Origin of the sequence: Bradyrhizobium sp. SZCCHNS3052 (assembly GCF_032484495.1) — a bacterium.
Classification (GTDB): domain Bacteria; phylum Pseudomonadota; class Alphaproteobacteria; order Rhizobiales; family Xanthobacteraceae; genus Bradyrhizobium.
Genome location: NZ_JAUETB010000010.1, coordinates 148,725 through 170,697, shown reverse-complemented (window position 1 = coordinate 170,697; position 21,973 = coordinate 148,725). Strand labels below are relative to the sequence as shown.

Annotated in this window: 17 protein-coding genes; 7 read left to right on the top strand and 10 right to left on the bottom strand. The window is 60.0% G+C overall.

All coding sequences use genetic code 11. The annotated features are described in order from the left end of the window. Positions 1-25 precede the first annotated feature (25 nt). From QX073_RS26165 to QX073_RS26150, 4 genes are read right to left on the bottom strand one after another with little or no spacing between them, the layout of a single operon-like run. Entirely contained in the window at positions 26-1,156 is a 1,131-nt protein-coding gene (locus QX073_RS26165) for an FAD-dependent oxidoreductase (protein ID WP_315715575.1), read from the bottom strand. Between the two features lie 37 nt (positions 1,157-1,193). Further along, positions 1,194-1,553 carry a Rieske (2Fe-2S) protein gene (locus QX073_RS26160; RefSeq protein ID WP_315715574.1) on the bottom strand — a complete coding sequence of 120 codons (360 nt, stop codon included), beginning with the start codon at positions 1,551-1,553 and terminating at the stop codon, positions 1,194-1,196. Then, the gene (locus QX073_RS26155) at positions 1,537-2,490 is read right to left on the bottom strand and encodes a VOC family protein (RefSeq protein WP_316186005.1); all 954 of its coding nucleotides are present in this window, start codon (positions 2,488-2,490) and stop codon (positions 1,537-1,539) included. Before QX073_RS26155 ends, QX073_RS26160 begins: the two co-directional genes overlap by 17 nt. Before the next feature lie 23 nt (positions 2,491-2,513). Beyond that, positions 2,514-3,671, bottom strand: a complete 1,158-nt coding sequence (locus QX073_RS26150; RefSeq protein WP_316186004.1) for an alpha/beta hydrolase family protein — start codon at positions 3,669-3,671, stop codon at positions 2,514-2,516. 145 nt (positions 3,672-3,816) lie between these two features. Here QX073_RS26150 and QX073_RS26145 point away from each other — a divergent pair, with 145 nt between their 5' ends. Then, a complete protein-coding gene (locus QX073_RS26145; RefSeq protein ID WP_315715571.1) occupies positions 3,817-4,725 on the top strand; it encodes a LysR family transcriptional regulator in 909 nt (302 codons plus the stop codon). Between the two features lie 89 nt (positions 4,726-4,814). Here the strand turns inward: QX073_RS26145 and QX073_RS26140 are convergent, their stop codons facing one another. Beyond that, the gene (locus QX073_RS26140; RefSeq protein ID WP_315715570.1) at positions 4,815-5,798 is read right to left on the bottom strand and encodes a transporter; all 984 of its coding nucleotides are present in this window, start codon (positions 5,796-5,798) and stop codon (positions 4,815-4,817) included. Between the two features lie 1,188 nt (positions 5,799-6,986). On the opposite strand from QX073_RS26140, the gene QX073_RS26135 reads away from it, so the two are divergent. Both QX073_RS26135 and QX073_RS26130 read left to right on the top strand, forming a co-directional pair. Further along, positions 6,987-7,721 (top strand): LuxR family transcriptional regulator, encoded by a 735-nt coding sequence (locus QX073_RS26135; protein ID WP_315715569.1) that lies wholly within the window; start codon positions 6,987-6,989, stop codon positions 7,719-7,721. Positions 7,722-7,799: 78 nt separating this feature from the next. Next, entirely contained in the window at positions 7,800-8,570 is a 771-nt protein-coding gene (locus QX073_RS26130) for an acyl-homoserine-lactone synthase (protein WP_316170679.1), read from the top strand. A 530-nt stretch (positions 8,571-9,100) separates the two neighbouring features. Here the strand turns inward: QX073_RS26130 and QX073_RS26125 are convergent. The 5 genes from QX073_RS26125 to hemA are packed head-to-tail and all read right to left on the bottom strand — an operon-like array spanning position 9,101 to position 16,892. Continuing rightward, entirely contained in the window at positions 9,101-10,060 is a 960-nt protein-coding gene (locus QX073_RS26125) for a DMT family transporter (RefSeq protein ID WP_315752036.1), read from the bottom strand. 18 nt (positions 10,061-10,078) lie between these two features. Beyond that, positions 10,079-12,514 (bottom strand): penicillin acylase family protein, encoded by a 2,436-nt coding sequence (locus tag QX073_RS26120; protein ID WP_316226615.1) that lies wholly within the window; start codon positions 12,512-12,514, stop codon positions 10,079-10,081. After that, positions 12,487-13,992, bottom strand: coding sequence for a hypothetical protein (locus tag QX073_RS26115; protein ID WP_315828102.1), 1,506 nt, complete (start codon positions 13,990-13,992; stop codon positions 12,487-12,489). Before QX073_RS26115 ends, QX073_RS26120 begins: the two co-directional genes overlap by 28 nt. Continuing rightward, complete coding sequence (locus QX073_RS26110) at positions 13,989-15,527, bottom strand: B12-binding domain-containing radical SAM protein (RefSeq protein ID WP_315828101.1); 1,539 nt, start codon at positions 15,525-15,527, stop codon at positions 13,989-13,991. The genes QX073_RS26115 and QX073_RS26110 overlap by 4 nt, the downstream gene beginning before the upstream one ends. Before the next feature lie 57 nt (positions 15,528-15,584). Then, positions 15,585-16,892, bottom strand: coding sequence for a 5-aminolevulinate synthase (gene hemA / locus QX073_RS26105; protein ID WP_315828127.1), 1,308 nt, complete (start codon positions 16,890-16,892; stop codon positions 15,585-15,587). A gap of 517 nt (positions 16,893-17,409) precedes the next feature. Between hemA and QX073_RS26100 the strand changes: the two genes are divergently transcribed. From QX073_RS26100 to QX073_RS26085, 4 genes are read left to right on the top strand one after another with little or no spacing between them, the layout of a single operon-like run. Further along, positions 17,410-18,219, top strand: a complete 810-nt coding sequence (locus QX073_RS26100; RefSeq protein WP_315828100.1) for a hypothetical protein — start codon at positions 17,410-17,412, stop codon at positions 18,217-18,219. Continuing rightward, complete coding sequence (locus QX073_RS26095; protein WP_315828099.1) at positions 18,216-19,124, top strand: DMT family transporter; 909 nt, start codon at positions 18,216-18,218, stop codon at positions 19,122-19,124. Before QX073_RS26100 ends, QX073_RS26095 begins: the two co-directional genes overlap by 4 nt. Continuing rightward, on the top strand, positions 19,121-20,572 hold the full coding sequence (locus QX073_RS26090; RefSeq protein WP_316226614.1) for an amidase: 1,452 nt from the start codon (positions 19,121-19,123) through the stop codon (positions 20,570-20,572). Before QX073_RS26095 ends, QX073_RS26090 begins: the two co-directional genes overlap by 4 nt. A gap of 46 nt (positions 20,573-20,618) precedes the next feature. After that, a complete protein-coding gene (locus tag QX073_RS26085; protein ID WP_316226613.1) occupies positions 20,619-21,806 on the top strand; it encodes an amidohydrolase in 1,188 nt (395 codons plus the stop codon). Positions 21,807-21,973: the final 167 nt, after the last annotated feature.

Genomic DNA, 21,973 nt, shown 5'->3' with positions numbered 1-21,973 from the left:
GATGTTGTTCGTTGATGTTGTTGGCTCAGATCGGCTGCGTCAGCCCGACGATCGACTCGCGCATGATCCTGGCGTGCTCCGCCTTGTCGCCGTTCTCCATTTCGATGCGGCAGAGCTGCGCGGAGTTCTCGATCACCATGCGGCAGCGCTCCCAGCGGCGCGCATGGAAGCGGTCGAACGCCTCCTGCAGGGTCGTCGCGCGAGCCAGCTCCTCGGCCAGCACGATGCCGCTCTCGATGCCGATGCCCGCGCCGGAGGCGAGGTGAGGCGTGGTCGCGGCCACGGTGTCGCCGATCAGGATGACGCGGCCGCGATTCCACGGCGCCGGCACCAGCAGGTTGGCGAGCGGCCGATAGTCGATGGCGGCGTCGGGAGCGAACAAATGCGCCCGCAGTGCCACCAGCACGGGATCGCTGAACGGCGCCAGCAGGTCCGCGACCAGTTGCGGCCAGGACGCGCGCTCGGCCTGGAGCTTTTCCGGCCGCGCCTCCGTCACGAACATATACATGTGGCTCGGCGACACCGGGTTGACGCCCGCCTTGACCGCACCACCCAGCCACATCCGCGGACGCACGATGTCGGCCGGCCGCGGCAGCACGGCGCGCCAGACCACCTGGCCGATGTATTGCGGCGGCTTGACCTCGGGAAACAGCAGCGCCCGCGTCTTCGAATGCACGCCATCGGCAGCCACCACGAGATCATAACGGCCCGTCGTGCCATCGGTGAAGGCGACCTCGACATCGCCGTCGTGCTGCGTGATCCGCGTGTAGGTGCAGCCGACACGCACGTGAACGCCAGCGGCGCGCGTCGCATCGGCGAGGATGCGCCCGAGTTCGGGCCGCATGATTCCGCCGCCGCCGGGCACATCCGATCCTACGGCCTTCGGTGTCGGGATCTCGCCGATCCGATGCCCCGATGGCGCGAACAGGTCGACACCGTCAGCCGTGTAGCCGCGCCGCGCGAATTCCGCGAACACGCCGATCGTCTCGAGCGCGCGCAAGGTCGGTCCGCTGACCGTGATGCCGGCGCCCTCCGGCCGCCAGTTCGGATCGACCTCGACGAGATCGATGTTGATGCCCGCCTTGCGCATCTGGATCGACGCGGCCATACCGGAAAAGCCGCCTCCGATCGTCAGCACCCTGCTCACCACTGCCATGGTGCTTCCCCCTCTGCAGTCCGCCCTTGCGGGCATGTTATGACTTTACGAACAACTCGCCGTCGATGACGACGAGCTCGAGACGGCTCAACCGCTCGCCGCGGCACGGCCCCTGCACGCACAGCCCGGTGTCGGGCATGAACTCGGCGCCGTGCGCGTGACAGACGATACGCGTGCCGTCGGCGTTGAGATACGCATCCCTGCGCCAGGCCATCGGCGCACCGCCGATATGCGGACAGGCGTTGCGCCAGCCATGCAGCTGTCCGTGCCGGCGCACGACGAACAGGCTGTCCTGCCCCTCATCATCGGGATCGAAGCCGCGCGACTGCGCCTCGCCGATCTCATCGGCGCGGCACAGCCGGATCCATCGCGCCTCGGCCTCACGCGTAGTCGCCATTCTCGGGGATTCCGGGGCCGGGGTACCATTTCTTGCGCATCTTCATCAGGAAGGTCTGCGAATTGTCGGCGGATGCCGTCGCCTCGCGCGGCTGCCAGCTCGCATCGTGCTGGTCCATGTCGGCATCCATCTCGATGTGGCAGCCGAACGGGCTATTGAAGTACCAGAACCAGTTCGAGCCCAGGATGTGACGGCCGGGGCCCCAGAACGCCTGATAGCCCTTCTCGACGAAGCGATAGCCGTTGGTGATCATTTCCGAAGGACCACCGAAATGGAACGTGAAGTGCTCCACGCCGTGCATGTGCGGCGGCGCGCCGATCAGGAAATGGGTGTGATGGTCGAGCGAGCCGCCCGGCTGCAGGAACGGCCCGGTGCCGGTGAAGCGGTCGGTGCAGCGGAAGCCGAGCCGGTTGACGTAGAACGCCTCGGCCTTCACCACGTCGGGCACGAAATAGACCACATGCGACAGCGAGCGCGGACGGATCACGCTGCCCTGCGGCGGCACGCCGAGGCTGTTGATCGGCCGGAACACCACGCCGCCCGGCGCATTCGAGATCTCGCTGGCCAGCATGAACGGCCGCCGTGCCGTCAGTTGAAAGCCGATCACGAAGTCGGAATCGTCGGTCGACTCGATCGAGCCATCGGGCAGCCGCCGGACCTCGCGGTCGCGCCGCAGCTCGGCGGTGATCGCCCCCAGCGTCGCCTCGTCGGCGACGCCCATCACCGTCTTGCGCAGACGGCAGCCCGGCACGGGCCCCGGCGGCAGAGCCGGATCATCCTGCCGTGCGATCACCACGGCGGTGCCGTCGATCGCCTCGAAGCGGCCGCCGCGATCGGAGACGTCGACGGGCGTCAGCCCGTAATCGACCAGGAAGCGCGCCGCGCCTCTCACGTCGTCGACACCGAATATCAGGCTCTCCAGACCGACAATTTTCATAACTTTCCTCTCCACCTGCTGCTTCAGGCGATGTGTCCGTTCAATGTCTCTGCGACCCAGTCCGCGATGTAGTGGCCGGCATTGATGCTGTTGTCGAAGCTCGCATGCTGGGCGCCGCCTTCACGCGCGGTGAAGACCTTCAGCTCGCGCTTGGGCGAATTCACCAGTTGCTCATAGGTCCGCTCGGCCCAATGCAGCGGAATCTGCGAGTCCTTTTCGCCATGCGTCACCAGGAACGGCACCTTGATGCGGTCGAGAATGCCGTCGAGGTGAACCTGCTCGGCAATCCGCATGAAGTCGTCCTGATCTCTCGCACCCCACACCCAGCGCACATGCGCCCAGTAATGCGGAACCGGGAAATCACCTTCCTTCTGCAGGCGCCTCTTCTGCACGTCGCGCCAATCGTGATTGGCACCCCAGGCGACGCCGCAGGCAAAGCGCGGCTCGAAAGCCACCGCGCGCGGACAGTAGTAGCCACCGAGCGAGACGCCCTCGAGACCGATCCGCTTCGGGTCGACGTCGCTGCGGGTCTCCAGCCAGTCGACGACCCGGGACGCCCAATGCTCGCTGTCATGGCGCGCGGCGAGCCCCTGCAGCCGGAGCGCCTCGCCCGATCCGGGCTGGTCGATCACGAGCGACGACACGCCCCGTCGGGCGAGCCAGGCGGGCAAGCCGACGCGGTATTTCATCTCCTTGGTCGAATCCAGGCCGTTGACCTGCACCAGCAGCGGCGCCGGCCCGTCGCGCCCTTCCGCGCGGACCATGAGACCGGCAATGTGGGAGCCTTCATAGGGAATCTCGACGCGCTCGCAGTTCTCCCGCGCCAGTGCAATGCCCTTGGCGAACACGTCGAGACATCTGCGGTACAGCGCCAGCCGCCCCGGCGCCTCGTGCGCCTGCAGACGCTCGCAGGTGATCAGATAGCTCGCTGCGCGGCCATATTTCTCGCCGGCCGACAGCAGCCGCCCTTTCGCCTCGTCCTCGGACGCGAGCGCACAGAGTTTGTCTGCCATCCGCGCCCAGGTCTCGCGGAAGGCCTGGGTACCGTTGGCATCGGGCTGCCGGGCCGCCTCCTGCAGCGGCGCGCACATCTCTTCGATCTCGCCGATCCGCGCGCCCATCTCGATCGCGAGATCGACCGAGAGATTCCAGACATAGTTGGTCGGAAAATACTTGAACATGAATGCACTCGCGACGCGCGGCCCGGCCACGCGTCTTCCTCGACGTTCTTCCCGAGGTCTGGCATAGCCCCGTTTGACCATTTCGAAAAATTGATTAACAAGATTGATCGCATTGATCTCTTGAATACCTCGAGCGAGGCCGCCGATGCGCTTCAACAACAAGTTCGACCTCAATCTCCTGGTCGCGCTCGACCATCTGCTGCACCTGCGCAGCGTCAGCGGCGCCGCCGCGCGCATGAACATGACGCAGTCCGCGATGAGCAATGCCTTGCTGCGTCTGCGAACCTATTTCGATGACGAACTGCTGGTGAAGATCGGCCGCAAAATGGAGCTGACGCCGCGAGCGGAGACGCTGAAGGACTCGATCAGGGACCTTCTGGTGCGGGTCGACTGGGCCATCGCCTCGTCTGCCGAGTTCGATCCCGCGCAGTCCGACCGCTGCTTCAAGATCCTGGCGTCGGACTACACGCTGGTGACGCTGATCCCGCGGCTGCTGGCGCGCAGCGAGGCCCTTGCGCCCGGTATCCGCTTCGACTTCCTGCAGCAGGTGCAGCGGCCAGAGCGCGCGCTCGAGCGCGGCGACGTCGACCTGCTGATCATCCCGGAGGAATTCAGCTCCAAGCTGCACCCGTCCGAGGTGATCTTCGAGGACGACTTCTGCGTCATCGCGTGGAGCAAGGGAAAGTATGGCAAGGGCAAGCTGTCACGGCAGGATTTCGCCAAGTCGTCCCACGTCGTGATGCGGCCGGCGATCGCGGCACAATCGCTCGAAACCTATTATCTGGAGCAGCGCAACACGAGCCGCAGCGAGGACGTTTCGGTCTACGCGTTCACCGCCATTCCGCATCTCGTTGCCGGGACGAACCGCCTTGCCACCGTGCACCGGCGGCTCGCCATCGCCGCCCAGCGCAGCCTTCCCATCCGCATCATCGAGCTGCCGATCGCGCTGCCGGCGCTGCGGCAGCGCGTGCAATGGCATCGCTACCGCTCCAACGATGCCGGCCTGCTGTGGCTGCGCACTCTGATCCGCGAGGTCGTCGCCGAGCTGCCCTGACCACCGTCGACCGGCACTGGCGATGGCGAACGGCCGGCGCGAGACGCCGGCCGCCTTCGTTGATGAGCGATCAATCCAGCTTGCGCGAGTCAGCGCTTGATCGGTCCGGCTCCGGGCGGCGGCGCGGGCACCCAGATCGGGAATGCCAGATTGGCCCAGACCGTATCGCCGCGGCTGCCGTTCTCGACGTAGAATGTATGCTGGTAGTTCACGTTGATCTGGAAGGGACCCGCATTATAGGTCAGCGACGGGCCTGCATTGATCGAGCGCAACCGGTTGCCGTCCTGCACCCCGGCGAAATTGAATGCCTTGACGCCGTTGATCTTGTCGTCCTGATACTGATGCGTATAGCCACCGACGACGCCGAGCTTCCAGGCGCCGATATTATAGCCCGCGTTGAAGTCGACCACCAGCGCATCACCGCTGCGGTACTGCTGGGTCAGCTGCGTGAAGGCGTTGACCGAATCGGTATTGGTGCCGTTGAGCAGCAGACGTGGCGAGACGGCGAATTCGAAGCCCTTCGGATCGGCATAGCGATAGGCGAGGACGGGCGAGATGGTGGTGTAGTTCGTGCCGACGTTGAGGGGCTGCCGCGCCGAATAGGTGCCGGTGTTGGGCATGATGTCCAGGCCGACCGTGAAGGTCTGCACGGGCGACAGCGCCCAGCTCAGAATGATCGGCGAGAAGGTCAGATTGGCAAGGCCGTTGGCCTGGAACGATCCGCCGGGATTGGTGCTTTCGAGATGGACGAAGGGCACCACGAGCTGCGAATAGACATGGGCGCCGAAAAAGTCGCCGGGATAACTGGCGAGAAACCGCATCGTCTCCGACACGGCGGAGAGCTTGAAGTCGATCGGCAGCTTTTTGCCCTGCCCGTCATACAGGCCGTTGGCGCTGGTGTAGCTGGTCTGGCTGATCGCAAACAGGCCCGGGATCGGCGGAAACGACGCAATGAACACGCCGGGCGAGCCCGCCGGATAGTTGGTGGCCGCGTTCTCGGCGGCCCACGCACCCTGGATCATCCCGGCCAACATCAACGCTGCGGAAGCGGACCGCTGCAGTCCTCTTGTCATGAATCCCCCCTTGGTGGCGCGTTTTCTACGAAACGAGCTTGCCCCCGACCGACCTCACGGCGACGCGCCCGCGCCCGACCGATCGCGTCATTGATGAGCGATCCCAGATCATTCGTAAAATTGATCGTTTTGATCCGAGCTATTCACAGTCTCGATGTGCCGGCCTCACGGGCGTCGATTGATGTCGCGCTCCTTGGTTCGAGCAGAGTGAGCAACCACGGGCACGTCACCGACGACATAATCGATCTCACCCACCGTGTTGAAGATTGCCCGTACGAGGCCTGCAGTTCAGGCCTTGGATCAAACACAACCATAGATTGTTGGCGGCAGGCGCATAGGGCTCGAACCTAGGACCCGCTGATTAAGAGGCATATGACTTGCCAGCAACTTCCATGGTCATTCCACCAATGACGATTCCATGACGTCGGGCCACGCTGCTGGATGAGAGGCCGCATGGCGGATTCAAAATCAGTTTGATGATGCAACGATATCAAAGCCATTTTGGCAAATCGTCGAGACGAACTGCCGCAATATCAATCGGTTGTTTGCCTTCTCAATGAACGCGTCGTATCCCGACGCGCGGCGCGATCGGTTCAGCAGGCCGGCTGTTCGCGTTGATGGCGAAAAAACGCTGCGCTTGCAGACCGCTTTTCAAGTGCTGGCTGGATCAGTCTTCTCATCGTCAATCAATACGTGTATTCGCTGACACTCTCGTCTCCTACCCAGGACGTCGGGGCCGCCGGCTTCTGGCCGTTCATTATCGTTCGGTCGCGTTTGATGGCAGCGAGAGCCGCCCAGCAGAGGAATCGGTGAATGGGTTTCGCCACAGCTTTCTTGATGTCTGCGGCCGATTACCAGAGTCGTACGGCAGACATTCGACGCACCGCTCCGACCAGATTGCCATTCAATCTGCAAAAAACCATTCCAAGGAAACCAGAACGGTTGCATTCCTATACCGTCACTGCTAATCATCCGCAGAGGTTGTAGGGCATGTCGAAGAAGCGACTCTCCAATTTTTTTGTGCACGACCGCGCGGGCGAGACGAGGAATTTCTGAACGGAACGTCGGGAAGAGGTGCGCTGGTTGAATGTGTGGCGACTCGCGAACTTCTAGGGTGACTGTCCGGACGAGAGATATCCGTCAGCTATCGGCAGTATCCTGACTACTTTGCGTTCGAGACAGAAGGCAATGTTTGAGATCCCTCAGGCCTACGGCGAAGCTATCGCTGATGCTACTAGCATCGACAGCCTACTCGAGCTGCTTCTAGCCTCCACTGAGCGCTTCGGAGTGACCGGCGTCTTTATCGCTGACCTGCCGAGCCGAATGGAAATCCTCGAGCCTCATATCCAGCTACGTGGCTGGAATGATGCCTGGATCAGATATTATAATGAGAGAAATTATGTCCATATAGACCCGATTGCCCAACTGCTTCGGGAAAGAGCGACGCCGTACGTCTGGAGCGAGGAGTGTGCGGTTCAGCCGCTCACCGCAAAACAACGAAAGCTCATGGACGAAGCAAGGGACGCAGGACTGATTGACGGCTTCACGGTCCCGATCCACGGTCCGCAAATGCGCACAACCTGCGTATCGTTTGCGACGGGCGCCAAGCCGCTGCAGCGAAGCGATCGGCACAATCTTCATTTCATGGCGTTACTCAGTCATCAGCGTGTCGACCAAATGATACACGCGAAAAGACCTGCAACGGCGAAAGAGGAGCGAGCGTGCGTGCTCGCGCCGCGCGAACTGGAATGCCTACATTGGGCGATGCACGGCCTGAAATCCAAGGAAATCGCCTTTGAGGCTCGTCTTTCCAAGCGAACCGTCGATCAATATCTTCGCAACGCGATGTCGAAGCTTCGCGCCGGCAGCCGAACAGAGGCCGTCCGCATCGCGATATTGAACGGTTCGCTAAAGCCGGTATGAAGTAAATACTGTACTAGAACGGCATCGCCAATACTTCTGCAAAATGATCGGTTGGTCTCCCTACCCGAGGAGACCATGATGATATTTGCGTTCTACGAGGATTCAAAACTGGCGACCCCCAGCCTTATGGATGAAATCTACGATCTTAGATATAGGATCTTCGTGGAAGCGCTTGCGTGGTCAAGCCTTGTCAAGCCGGACCGGCGCGATCGGGACCAGTTTGATGGTGATGATGCGCTGCATGTAGTTGATATCCACGACGGACGGGTGATGGCGTACTCGCGGCTTCTTCCGACGACCAGGCCGCATCTCCTGTCGCACGTGTATCCGGAGCTGGTGCGGGGGCGATCATATCCGAAGGCGCCGGACATCTTCGAATGGACCCGTCTTTGCGCCAGGTCCGAGATCGGAAACGGTGACGTTCTAGCCTCGCGTCGACTGATGGTCGCCATAGCAGAGATATGCCAGTACCTCGGCATCACGGGTCTTATCGCGCAATCCAAGCCGGGTTGGGTACGGCGGCTGAACCGGCTTGGATGGAATGCGCAACCACTCGCCGATCCCGTGGTCTTTGATGGGCGACCGACCCTTGCGTTGGAGGCGAGAGTCTCTGACCGTACGGTATCTACATCGCGCAAATGCTTGGGAATCGACACTGACATCTTAGACCAACCATCCCTCCGAGACCTCGCCGCTTCCAAAGCAAAACGTCACATCTGCGCAGGAGCGCTGCGCAGGACCGGGGTACTTCACGCGCAACGAGAGATTGTACCCGAGCCGTTGGATCTATGCTCCTTGCAGGTGGACGGCGCCAACCGCACCTACAGCGCGGCGACCCCGGTGACCTAACCAGACCTCTCATTCCGGGCCCAAGTTGCCTTCTGGCTGTTGGCTACAGCGAGCCGCCCGCAAGCACCTGCAGGCGGTAAGCCCCGTCCAAGGACGAGAGCTCGGCAGTTCGAGTGCCGATCAGCAGTTTGCGGTCCGCCGCGCCAAGAGCGTGCCGAGCCAGCGTTCGCGCTGACAGCTGTGCGATCGACGATCGTCACCGCGGAATGGCTGGGAGCATTTGCCGATACTTCGCTCTCGGGCGACAGGAAGCGCGGGCTGACTGCGATTGTCGCACCGGACGGCAAGCCGGGCGCGATCGTCTCGGACAAAGTACCGAGCTCACCCGCAGCGTCATGATGAACCGGATGCAGAGATCCGCGACGAGTTCTTGAACGAAACGCTGTTCTTCGACCTTGCGGTCCGGCTCGCTGACAACAACAACCTGCAACCGCATTCATCCAGCACAGCAATTCGCCCAGCCGCTATTGCGGAACGCACATCAAGAGCCGCATTGCTAACCGGCGACCCACCTCGCGGGATACGACCTCTCACGCCGACTTTCGACAGAAGTATACCCCCGTGAGAACCAATCCAACTGCAGCAAAAATGCTCATCGAAAGCTGCTCTCCCAGAAAGATCACGGCTATCAAGAGTGATACGATCGGCTGTCCGAACTGCAGAGGCGCAATCGCCGAGACGCCTCCCTTGTCCAGAGCCCAGAACCATGCGGCGAATCCGATCAAGGTGCAAAAGACCGCAAGAAAGAACAGGGCCCCTCCTCCTACGACCGTCACCCCGGAGATCGCCTCCAGGACAGAGGGCAACAGCGGCGTCACAAGAGCAGCACCGAAGATGATCGACCATGCCGTCGCTCCGAACAGGCCAATTCGCGCAGATGCGCGAGCGCCTGCAACATATCCAATGCTGACCGTAATGGTGCCGATGAGAACGATGACGTCGCCCACCATTGTTCCACTGCCGAAGACATCGCCGTTCGAACGAGCGCCGATCAGAAACGTCTCACCACACAATGCCATCGCACTTCCGATCAGCCAAAGAGTGCGGGGAAATGTCCGGGACAGCACATGCTGGATGATGGATGTAAACACCGGAGCGCAAGCCAAGATGAGAGCCGCGTGCGAAGTCGACGTTCGCGAGAAGCCCAGACCCTGCAGAAAGAACGAACCACCGAACCCGATCATACCGTTGATCGCGACGGCAATCCAACCTCCCCTATCGGTCGGAAGCGGCGGCCGAAGCAGGAGAACCATTGGTAGGAGGAAGACCGCGGCCAGGAGAAGTCTGGACGGCCCGATCAACGATGAGGGCATGTCATGGGCGACCAGTACCGTCGCGGCCGGAGTCGTTCCCCAAAACATGACTGCGATCAGCCCCGAAACATAGGGACTTGATCGACTGGACCCTGAGTCAACCGGCGGCAACGGCGCGCCCGAGGAATCGGCTTCCGTATCACCCGATTTGACCAAAGATGCTTCCTCGACCGCCATGTGACTGCCCTGTCAGCCCTACGGAATAAATCTCATGAGAGTCGCGCCTTCACGCTGCAAGGCCAACTCATCGCCAGCCAGCGTGATCGACTCGCCTTCGTTCCAAAGCGGCGTCAGGTTTCCGTAAAAGCGCGAGAAGATATGGCCAGATTGGCCGGTCGCGATCATGAAGCGGGACCGATCCGGATCGCCGAGATCATATAGGGCTCTAAATGTCGGAACGTGTTTCCGCTCGAACGGGCGATCATGGTGCGGCTGCAGAGCACCTCCGCTGTTGAGCGTATACAGGTCCCCGCCACTTCCGACGCCAAGCTCGCTCAATGACCTGAAGATCGGTATCCGCGAGTAGAAGACGTGCGAAAGCGTCGAGATGTGCTCGTCTCCCCACCGCCATTTCGTCAGGTCAGATCCGCGGCGCCTCGAGAGCATCGCCATAGCTTCTTCGAGAGCCCGCGTCAGACATGCACGACATTCCAGATCCGTCTCTTCGCCCGAAGCGCACCATTTGGGATGCTCCAGGATAAGCTTCCTGAGGAGCGAAGCCGCACATGGCCCGACATACTCAAGCTTCACCTTCGCCTTGTCATCGATCAGCATTCGTCGGAGCGCCTGCATCCACCCGTTGAAAATGAGCGGTTCTGCCCAGTCCTTGTGCATCGTGCCGTCCCACTTCGAGAGCAGCGCGAGGGCTTGCCGTCCCAGTGGACTGGACGGGGTTGCTCGAAGCAAAATCGGCAGAAGATCCTGAGCGGCGAGAGATAGAATGTCGGCCTGCATTTGGGCAGATGTTTCCAGCGAGTGCAATCTGATGTTGTCGAAAAACTGCTGGACTCTTTGTGTCCGATACGGCTCTTCCCAATCGCATCCCATAAAGACATCGTGCCCACACCAGGCCGGTCGACCATTCGCATTATGGATATAGCCACAGGCCGGATTGAACGAGTGCGGCATCTGCTCGAACGGAACGTAGCCTGACCAGTCTGCATCACCCGTTGATCCCGCCGCGGGATGCAGGCCATATTCCGACTTGCGCACTGGGACCCGCCCTAGACTCATGACACCGATATTGCCGGCGACGTCGGCGTAGAACATGTTCTGCGCAGGCGTTTCGTACAGCCGCAAACTATCCTTGAACTCCTCCCAATTCCGCGCCCGATTGAGCTTCAGAAACGCCTCGGCAGTGCGGTCACAATCTCCGAGCCCGCTGAAGGATAGCGCGATGACGCCATCGCTGCCCGCCAGCGCGGCAAGACGCGGGACAGCATCGGATAGCACCGGGCCATGCCGCGACTTGCGGATGGCGAATTTGACGTCGGGCCGACCTCGGACTCGGATCGTCTCTTCATGCCTGTCAAATGCGTGAGAGCCAGCCTGCGCAAGATATTTGGTCGGATCCGCCGGATCCAGAGTTTCCACGAACAGATCCTGAACGTCGGACATCGCCGCCGTGGTTCCCCAGGCGAAGCTCTCGTTCTGTCCAAGCAGGATCATCGGTACGCCTGGTACTCCGGCTCCTTTCACCCATCCTTCGGGGGTGACGATCCGGCATAAAAACCAGAGCACTGGCGACGACACGTCAAGATGCGGATCGTTCGCGAGGAGCGGGTGGCCGCTGGTGGTTCGCTCGCCGGCGACGACCCAAGCATTTGAAGCGCCATTGGCCAATCCGAGCAGCGCTCCCATCTTGTCTGAAAAGTCGGATTGTCCGCGCGAGCCACCAGACCCACCCGACGCCGATGGTCCAGTCTTGCCCCGCATGGGATCGGGATAGAACGGGCCGGCATCGACCGTTCCGATTCTGCTGGTCAACTCGGCTCGATTCAGCTCGGCGAGATAGTTCCGGCTCATTTGCCAAGCCATGAGCTTGCCCCACACGATTGAATCAATGGGAGACCATGGCTCCGGCCGGAATCTCAACCAGACCATCTCAAACGGCAGTTTGCTTCGGTGCGTCGACAAGAATGCATTGACGCCGTCCGCATAGGCCGAAAGCGTGGATTGAGTTTCCGGCGCAAGCGCGGCAAAGCTGGTCTTGGCCAGCTGGTAGAGACCTAGAACACGAATGATTTTGTCTGTGTCGACGAAATCCGCCCCGAAGATTTCGGAAAGTCGCCCTTGTCCAGCACGTCGGTGAATTTCCATCTGAAACAGGCGCTCGCTTGCGTGCAGGTAACCCAGGCACCGCGCGGCATCCTGAAAATTCTCCGAGAAGATATGGGGAACGCCATGCTTGTCGTGATAAATCCTGACCTCGTTCCCCAACCCGGCAAGCCTGCGTTCACCCGATCGCCTTGGCATCGCGCGCACGAAGATCGTCGCGACCAGCGCCAGCCCGAAAAGAAAACACGGCCCAACAACGCATAGCGTCCCTGTCACCACCGCGGCCGTGAAAGCAGGCATCGAAAATGAGTTGTTCAGCACGAACATCAGTTCGAGACGGCCGCCAAGCGCCACGTCGCCTCCACGTTCTTCTCTGACGGGGCGACATCGAGGCGAAGGCTCGGATCTCCCATCAGCAGGATCGGCTCATCGCCCAGGCACTCCTCGCGGACCAATCGGACTGATTGTCCGATGGCATAGCCAACCTTGAGAAATTCTGAAATGGCCGCTACGGCAGCTCGGCATATCCTGGCGGGCACGATGAGCAAATGATACGGGCCAATCGCGACGACGGTCATTTCTGGTCCACCGGCGAGGCTCCACAAACCTGGGCCGAGCCCACGACCGCACTCGCCTGTCGGCGCCTCGTACGACGCAAGACCCGCCGGATGGACCGCGATCGCGACTTGTGTTGGTCCAATGAAGTTCAGATACGAGCCGAGCAACGTCGACGAGAGAGCCGGCAGGTCCGCGGCGCTCAGGAGCCCGATAGCGCATCGGCGTTGCGCTGCCGATAAAACCGCCTTCGGCAGCGCCCGATCAGCCGGTCCGATAATGGCAGTCACGCTCGATACGGACGGTGGGCAGAGAGAGGGCAGTTCCCCCCAATCGTTCAACTCGACCAGACGCTTGCAGGTCAGGACAGCGTATAGTCGCGCGAAGACCAACGCCTCCGAGTCGACAAGAACCGCCACCAGGGTCTTGGACGAAAACCGAGCATTCAGATGCGCGAACCGACTGCTCGCGGTGATGGTCGTGCGATCCGGGCAGGCAGGGCGAGTGGGAGATGCTGTTGAAGTTGCCGAAAAGAATTCATCGTCATCTGACCGCACCTCGACTGTCCTCAGATGACGCGTAAACGCCTCATCGTGCGGCAGGTCGATCACCCGGTCGGGACGAGCCAGATACGGCAGATGCCCAGGGATCAGATCCTTTTCGAGAAGGGCCTCGAAAGTCGCCCCGAATGCCGACGCGGTGTCACACCGATGAAACACGGTGTCGAACACCCATGTCAGATCGCTCTCGGTCCACGGTTCAAAATGAGCCGCCGCGCGTTCTGAAAGACTCTCCTCCGCCGCTGCATTGACACCAATGTCGTAGCGCATCGGTGTCCAGTCGCAGACAAATCCTGGCTTCTTGAACTTTCCTCCGATGGGAACGCACCCCATCGCCTGATACATCATCAGATTTGCGTCGGACGAATCCGCCCTGATTGACCTGATCCCATTTCGCTTCATGAGCAGAATAATGGCTCCGAACAACAGCCGCAGATGCGCTTTCCGGCGGTATTGCGCCGCGAGGCATAGGTAGCTGACATAGTACTCCTGCCAATCTCGGATGTAGGCAAGACGAACAGCACCTATCAAACGGTTGCCCGCAAGCAAAACGACATTCTTCGAATACCAATCGAAAATGACGTCGTGATAGGATCGCTCCTGAATCCCAAGCTCATCGCAGAACACCTCGCCCCGCAGAGACCTAAGCGCGGCAAAATCGTCGGGGCGTCCGAAGCGCAGCTTGATATCATTCGTGACGTCGGCCTCGTCCGTCATGACGGAACCCCTGTCGGAAACACCTTGTCGATGTCGACGGAGCCATATTTCTTGTCCGCTACCGCGTCACCGCCGCAGCTTCCGCGCCGCATATCAACCCATGGAAGTGTTGGAAGTTCGCCCCCGCTTCGCTCTACGTAGCCGTAGTGCTTGTAAGACGTGTAGACGCGAAGAAAGTAGATCCAGAATGACGGAACGTTACAAATGAATTTGAACAGACCTATGCGCCGGATCTGCTCGAGTGGCGGTCTCTGGACCTTGAGCAGCATCTTCCCATAGAGATGGCAGAACTCCTTGATATCGAGCCTTGTGGGGAGCACGGCGTGCTGAAAATCGTAGTACGTCGGATTCTTGTAAATGAGCGCGTCTTCGTTCTTGGCGTAGTCTGTCGTCCCCGGCATCGGCGTCGCGACAGTGATGTTCGGGATATCGACTTTTCGGCTGCGGATGTAGCTCGTCAAGTTTTCGAACTGTTCTCTTTTGTAGTCGACACCGACGATGAACAGGCCTTCGATCAAGACATCATTCTTCTTGAGAATCTCGATGGCCCTGTCGTTGTGCGCCACGGAGCTGCCCTTTTCCATGGCACCGAGCTCGGAATCGGAATAGCTCTCCAGACCCATCCGAAGGCGCTTGAGCCCAACCCGCGACCACAGCGCGACCAGGCTCGGGTCTCTGACAATCGCGTCCGCCCGACTGTAGAACAAGTACTCCTTCTTGATGCCCGCCCGAAGGATCGCTTCACCAATGGCGTGCGCCCGGCGCCCGTCCCCGAAGAAGTGGTCGTCTGTAAATATGACATACGGCTCCTCGATCGTCTTGAGATACTCGACGATGTATTCCGGGCTCCACGTTAGATACTTTCCGAGGTTCGGCCGCCACAAATTGCAGAACGAGCATCTTGCGGGACATCCCATGGACGTCCTCAGGGCAGCAACCGGCTTCCACCAGAGGTGATAGTATCTGCCCTTATATTTGCCGAGGATGCTTCGGTCCGGGAGGGGGAGGCTGTCGAGATCGAAGGACTTCGGAACGACCGCCTTGCCGTTCGAGAAGAATTTGCCGTTGTCCTGCCAGGCAACGCCTGCCAGATCAGCTACGTTACGCTCGCTTTCCCGGCAGCGCAGGATCAGATCCCGGAAAGAGAGATAAGCCTCTCCCATCATGACGTAGTCAATGTTGGGGTCCGCAAAGTCGGACGGACTTAGGCTAGCATGATGCCCCCCTACCGCAACGATGATCGAAGGGTCGATCTGCTTGACCAGCGCCGCCTGCATCCGCACGAGGTCGACATGCATCGTCCAAGACGTGAATCCGACGAAGTTCGGACGCAGGCGCCTTATCGTCTCGAGCAGGGCCAACGGGCGGCGATCAAGGCGCTGATCCAGCAGAGAAATGTCCACCTCATCCTTGTCCAGCATGGACGCCAGCACTTCGTACTGGATGGGTTCAACAATATAGATCCGGTCGTCTGCCAGATGAATTGGATGATAGTGCTGCGTTACGAACAGGATCTTGTACTTGGAATGCGTCATGTATCCGCCCTCGTCATGCCTGATGCCGCATCGTCACGACGCGCGGTGCGTCCGCCTTTACTCCGCCGGAACCGACCGCTGATTCGTCATGTCTTTCGGATTGACCGCGTCGTCCGTCATGCCAACGATCGGAGATCGCGCGGCCCGTTCATCGTACGGAAGCTCGAGAGACGCCCAGACATCAGAGAGAGCGGCGACCAGCAGGTCGATGTGCACGTCTCGATGGGCCGGTGTCGGAGTCAGACGAAGCCGCTCCGTGCCCTTGCTCACAGTCGGATAATTTATAGGCTGAACATATATCCCGTGTCGTTCCAACAGCATCTGGCTCGCGGCGGTACATTTCTGCGCGTCGCCTACCACGACCGGGATGATATGCGATTCATTGGCCATGACCGGCAGGCGCGCGGCCTGAAGCGCACGCCGGACCCTGCGCGTCACCGCTTGCTGTTGGTCGCGTTCGGCCTTGGACCGGCGCAGATGCCGTACCGCCGCCGTTGCGCTCGCGGCGACGTGTGGCGGTATCGTCGACGTGAAGATGAACGACGGCGCATAGCTTCGGATTGAATCGACGATCGATGCATTTGCGGCGACATAGCCGCCAAGCGATCCGAACCCTTTGGCGAGCGTACCTTGAATGACGTCGATCCGATCTGCGAGGCCGTCTCGATCGCAAATGCCCCCACCTTGAGGTCCATACAGCCCCACGGCATGAACTTCGTCGATGTAGGTCATGGCACCGTACCGTTCAGCGAGAGCAGCGATCCCGCCGATGGGCGCAATACTGCCGCTCATCGAATAGAGACTTTCAAATACGATGAGTTTTGCGCGATTGCGGGGCTCCGTGGCAAGCAGCTGCTCAAGATGCCTCACGTCGTTATGACGCCAGATCTTCTTCTCGCATCTCGAGCGGCTGATACCCTCAATGATCGAGTTATGGTTGTCCGCGTCTGAAAATATCACGCAGTCCGGCAACAGAGTCCCGATGGTGGAGATTGCTGCGAAGTTCGATACCCAGCCTGACGTGAAGACGAGCGCCGCCTCCTTTCCATGCAGACTGGCCAGCTCCTGCTCCAACTCTACGATTTTTTGGTGCGTGCCGGAGATGTTCCTTGTTCCTCCCGCGCCCGTGCCAAAGCTCCGGGACGCTTCCGTGGACGCTTCGATCACATCCGGATGCAGGCCCATGCAGAGATAGTCATTGGAGCACCAGACGGTGACGGGCTGTGGTGCTCGTGTCTCGCCCGGCGGTCGCCAGAGCGCAGTCGGCGCAGTCTCGGGATTGCGCACCAGAGTGGCAAATGTCCGATATCGCCTTTCCTCACGAAGAGCGTCGATCGCCCGGACAAATATGCCTTCATAATTCATCATCGCTGATTCCACTCTATTGAGCGAACACATCGTCGGTGAAGTCGAGGTGGCTTGAGAGAGAGCTCCGAGCGGCGGTGGATGACACGGTGATTAGCAGGCAAGCAGCGCCGCGGCGAACGGCACCGGCGATGAACGCCGAACAGGCGGCGTGACGTAGGGAGGATGTCCGTCGGAGACGCACTCCTTAATTTCGCGACACGATACTGAACGTCAGGGAGCCGCGTCGAACATTCGCAATATCGCGCCGCATCCTGCTTGGCTCTCGCTCACCGACGCCATCCTTTGTGATTTGTCGCCTTCAACGCGAAGCAGAGCGAGCCCAATGCCCTGTCGTCCATAGCTACCGACGACCACCGCGGGCGGCCATATCCGAAAAATACGGTATCGATACTTCCATGGCCCACAGGCACCGTACAGAACGACGGAGGCAGTCGCGACGCGCGCGATGCATAGCCGCACGTCCTCGGGCGGGGGGATCCGCCCTGGCTCTTTCAGCAGCGAACTTGAGGTTGCAATGAATCTGTCAGCAAACTGCACGCCCACAGACACCGAGCTGCGCCTAGCCAGTCACATTGGCGGCCTGTCGCAAGCCGCCATCGATCAGCTGTCACAAACGTTCAGGAGCAATCACGTCGCTGTCATCGATCAGCTTCTTCCGAAGGATATGGTCGAAGCGCTCACCAGCGAAGCCAATATCCTGCTCGACCGGGAGTCGAAGCGGCGAAAGCTGACCATCAAGGAAAGCGGCAACACACCAAGAGCCTACAGCAGCGTCGGGCGTGACGCTATTTGTCAACATGACGGGATTATTCCGGCCATCTTCAATAGCGACGCGGTTCTCTCCTTCCTCCGGAAGCTCGCCGGTGAGAACATTGAACGGGTTCCTTACCGACCCGAGGAGTATATCATCAACAGCCAGTGCGAGCCTGGCGACACCCATGGATGGCATTGGGACGATTATGCCTATGCCCTCATTTTTGTCATTGAGGCTCCAGATCCGCTCCTCGGGGGACGCGTCGAGTACCTCTCGAACGTCGAATGGCAGAAAGGCTCGACTGAGCCATACCTCCGGCGGATCCTGCAAGACAACGTCGTTCGGTCTCTCTACGTCAACAGCGGACATTGCTATTTTATGAAGGCGAATACGACACTGCATCGTGTGGCGCCCCTGACGGGATCTACCAAGAGAACCGTTGTGGTCCTGACGTTTGCGTCGCCGGAAGACATGGTGTCGGATTCCATAACGCACAACTCGATGGAAGACATCTATCCAGATGATACCAGGTCTGATGACGCAACAGTCGAGACGGCTAACGTCGAATGACGGTCGGCGTCGAAGTTGCCGGGCTTGGAACCGCTGCGTGCCTGGCGATCAGTAGCCTCATTGCCGCTGACGTCAGTCGCACCACAGGTGTTTTCGAGTTCACGAAGACGCGAATGATCTTCGCGTCTTTTTTCATGCTACCGGTGCTGTTCATCGCCGATGTTCCGCTTCGCGTGAGTGTCGCGGACGCGCTGACGCTCGCGGCATCGAGCCTCATTGGAATTGTGGTCGGCGACCTGTCTCTCATTGCCGCCATCAGCAAAATAGGGCCGAAGAAGACCAGCATCATATTCTCGTCCAACGTCGTTATCGGCGCCGTGCTGGAGGCTGCCATCTATCACAAGAGGACCACGATAGAGGCGGGAGTTGGTATTCTTCTTGTAATGACTGGGGCGTTGATTGTCATTGCCTTCAGAGGAGGCGCCGGCGCTCCCCTGAATGGACATCTCAACGCCGAACGTCAGAACACGGGCGTCGCATTGGCGGTTCTTGCAGCCGGATGCCAGGCGATCGGCACGCTGATCTCGACTCCCGTCGTAACGGCGGGAACGTCGCCCATCATGGCGACGACAATACGGTTCTGCGCAGCGTCCCTATTGTTTGTCATCATGGGCCGGACCCGCAGCGACGACATCAGGACAGACGCCAGCTCAGCTACCGTTTACGCCAAGATCGTTGTGAGTGCGCTCGTTGGAATGTGCGGCGGCCTGACGCTTCTTATGCTGGCGATCACGAGCGGAAAAATCGCAATATCGATGACATACGCGTCCTCGACGCCGCTGGTGCTCCTGCTTCTGCTCTGGCTTACGCGGGGTGAGAGACCGAATGCAAGTTCGCTCCTGGGCGCAATCACGGCAGTGGCGGGCACCGCTTTACTCATCTTCGAAGGGGCACACCAGCGATGAACGCCTTGCTCGACTATTCGGCTGTTGAGATCGTGTCCCTGCTTAGACGCGGCGACGTGACTCCGCATGATTGCCTTGATGCCGTGGAACAGCGCGTCGGCGAGGTCAACTCGACCGTCAACGCCCTGCCGACGCTCTGCTTCGATAGGGCGCATGATCGTGCATCAAAATTGATGCAGAAGCCTCGCGACGAGCGCGGCCAACTGTCTGGCCTGCCGCTGGTCATCAAGGACCTTCAGAAAGTGTCCGGGGTTCGATCGACGGCCGGATCTCTCATATATAGCGATCATGTTCCAGCCTTCACTGATGCGGTCGTCCAGCACATCGAGGATGAAGGGGGACTTGTATTTGGAAAATCCAACGTCCCTGAACTCGGCGTTGGATTCAATTCTCTGAATCCGGTCTTTGACCCGTGTTTGAACCCGTGGAACGTCAAATATTCGCCGGGGGGATCATCTTCCGGTTCGGCTGCTGCTCTGGCGTTGAATATGACGTGGCTTGCTCATGGCTCTGACATGGGGGGATCCTTGCGCATTCCCGCGAGCTTTTGTGGCGTTGTTGGGATGAGGCCGTCGCCGGGGCGGGTCGCGATGGCTAACCGCGCATCCGTTGATCAGACGCTAGCGGTCCAAGGCCCCATGGCACGAAACGTCGTCGATCTTGCAATGTTCCTTGACGCCATGTCGGGCGAGACCCACAGGGATCTGCTTTCCAAACCACGTCCATTGCGGTCGTTTGCCAGCGCGGCTGAAGTCCAGAAGTTGCCGAAGCGAGTCGCCTTCTCCGCTGATCTGAACATTGGCCCTGTGGACCCCGAAGTCGCTTGCATCGTGCAAAATGCCGCGGCGCGACTTCAGGCCAATGGCGTCGTCGTGGATCAGGCGTCTCCGAATCTAGATGGTGTCCAGCGATGTTTTCGAGTGATGCGTGCTTACGTATTGGCGTGCAGCCTTGGTAGCGTCCTGAGGAAGCAGGGTACGCTGGTGAGATCAACCGATATCAGGGAGAACGTGACCGAGGGGCTGCAGCTGACGATCGACCAGATGCTTGAAGCCGAACAGGCGCGGGTTCGCATCGTGCAGCATGTGGCTGATTTCTTCGAAACATACGATCTCTTGATATGTCCGTCGACAATCGTGCCGGCTCATCCGATCGATCAGCCGACCGTAGTTGAATGTGCAGGCCATGTATTCGATGGCTATTTCGACTGGACAGCGTTGACCTACGTTGCGGCCGTGGCCGGTCTTCCTGCGTTGTCGCTGCCTTGCGGTGTGACGCGGTCGGGTCTTCCAGTAGGACTGCAGGTGATCGGGCCGACAAATGGCGACCACGACGTCATTTCCTGTGCGGCCGCCCTGGAGGACATGCTGTCGTTTCACCAACTCGCTCCTGTTCGTGGAAGGTCGGAGGCAATGGCCTTGTCCGAGAACATCCAGAGGCTGGCGTAGCGGGTCGCAGCGACGAGGACGCCCGCTTCGAGACGAAGGAGATGATATGTCATTGCGTGACGCACTGCAGCCAGGCACTCTCGATCAAGCGATACGCATCCGCAGGGCGCTGCATTCGATTCCGGAGTTAGGGTACAAGGAGCTCAAGACGTCGGCGATGGTTGTGGAGTGTCTGCAAGCGCTCGGTGCCGACGAGATACAAACCGGGATCGGCGGAACCGGCGTGGTCGGCATCATTCGCGGCATCAAAGGGACTGGCCCCAGAAAGTATGTGGGGTTGAGGGCAGAGTTGGACGGCCTGGAATTGACGGAGCAGACGGGTCTTGCTTGGCAGTCGCAGAACAGCGGCTGCATGCATGCGTGTGGTCACGACGGCCACATGGCCATTCTGCTCGCCACCGCACGAGAGCTTTCAGCGAACCGTGAGTTTTCCGGAACCGTATGTTGCATCTTTCAGCCCGCTGAGGAGGGGGGAGCGGGTGCAAAAGCGATGATCGAAGATGGATTGCTTGAGAGATTCCCGCTCAGCTCGATCTATGCAATTCATAATGCGCCGTGGCTTCCAATCGGAAAGATCGCCATCAATAGCGGGGCGGTGATGGCCGCGGCGGACCGGATCGAAATCTCCGTCCTTGGAGCGGGTGGCCATGGCGGAATTCCCCACCAGACGAGGGATCCGATCGTTGCCACCGCAAACATCATCTCGATGCTGCAAAACGTCGTATCGCGCTATGTGGATCCCGGGGAGGCTGCCGTCATATCTATCGGAGGCATTCACGGCGGAAGCCCTCTCAAGGGCAGCATGATTCCCGATCGGGTCGACTGTGTCGGCACGGTACGTACATATTGTACGGACGTTCAATCGACTATTGAGAAGAAGATCCGAGATATCGTGGACCACGTCTGCGATGCCCATGATTTGACGGGATTGGTGACCTACAAAAGGCTCTATCCAGCCACGATCAATCGTGCGGACCGCGCTGCTCTCGTGACCGGCGTTGCAGACAGCTTGCTTGATCAAGACGACATCCTGAGCAACGTTCGTCCGAGCATGGCCGGAGAGGACTTTTCGTTCTTTCTACAAAAGGTCCCGGGGGCGTATTGCTTGATTGGTCAGGGGACGGACGGTGCTGCCAGCCTGCACAGCCCCTCATATGATTTCGACGATCGCAACATCGAGCGTGCCGCGCTGCTGTTGAAGCGCATAGCCCTTAGGGAACTGGCGTCCACTTGATGCTCCTCAAATGGAAAGACAGGGTTCTTATGCCCTTCTCTCCGATTCAATTCCTGTTCGAGCTTGACCTCAATAGGCCGCCTGCGGCCGCCGCGCAGAAGAGCGAATACCGCGCAACGACCAAGACAACGACAGAATCCAACGTCGGCACCAAAGTGCAGGCAGAT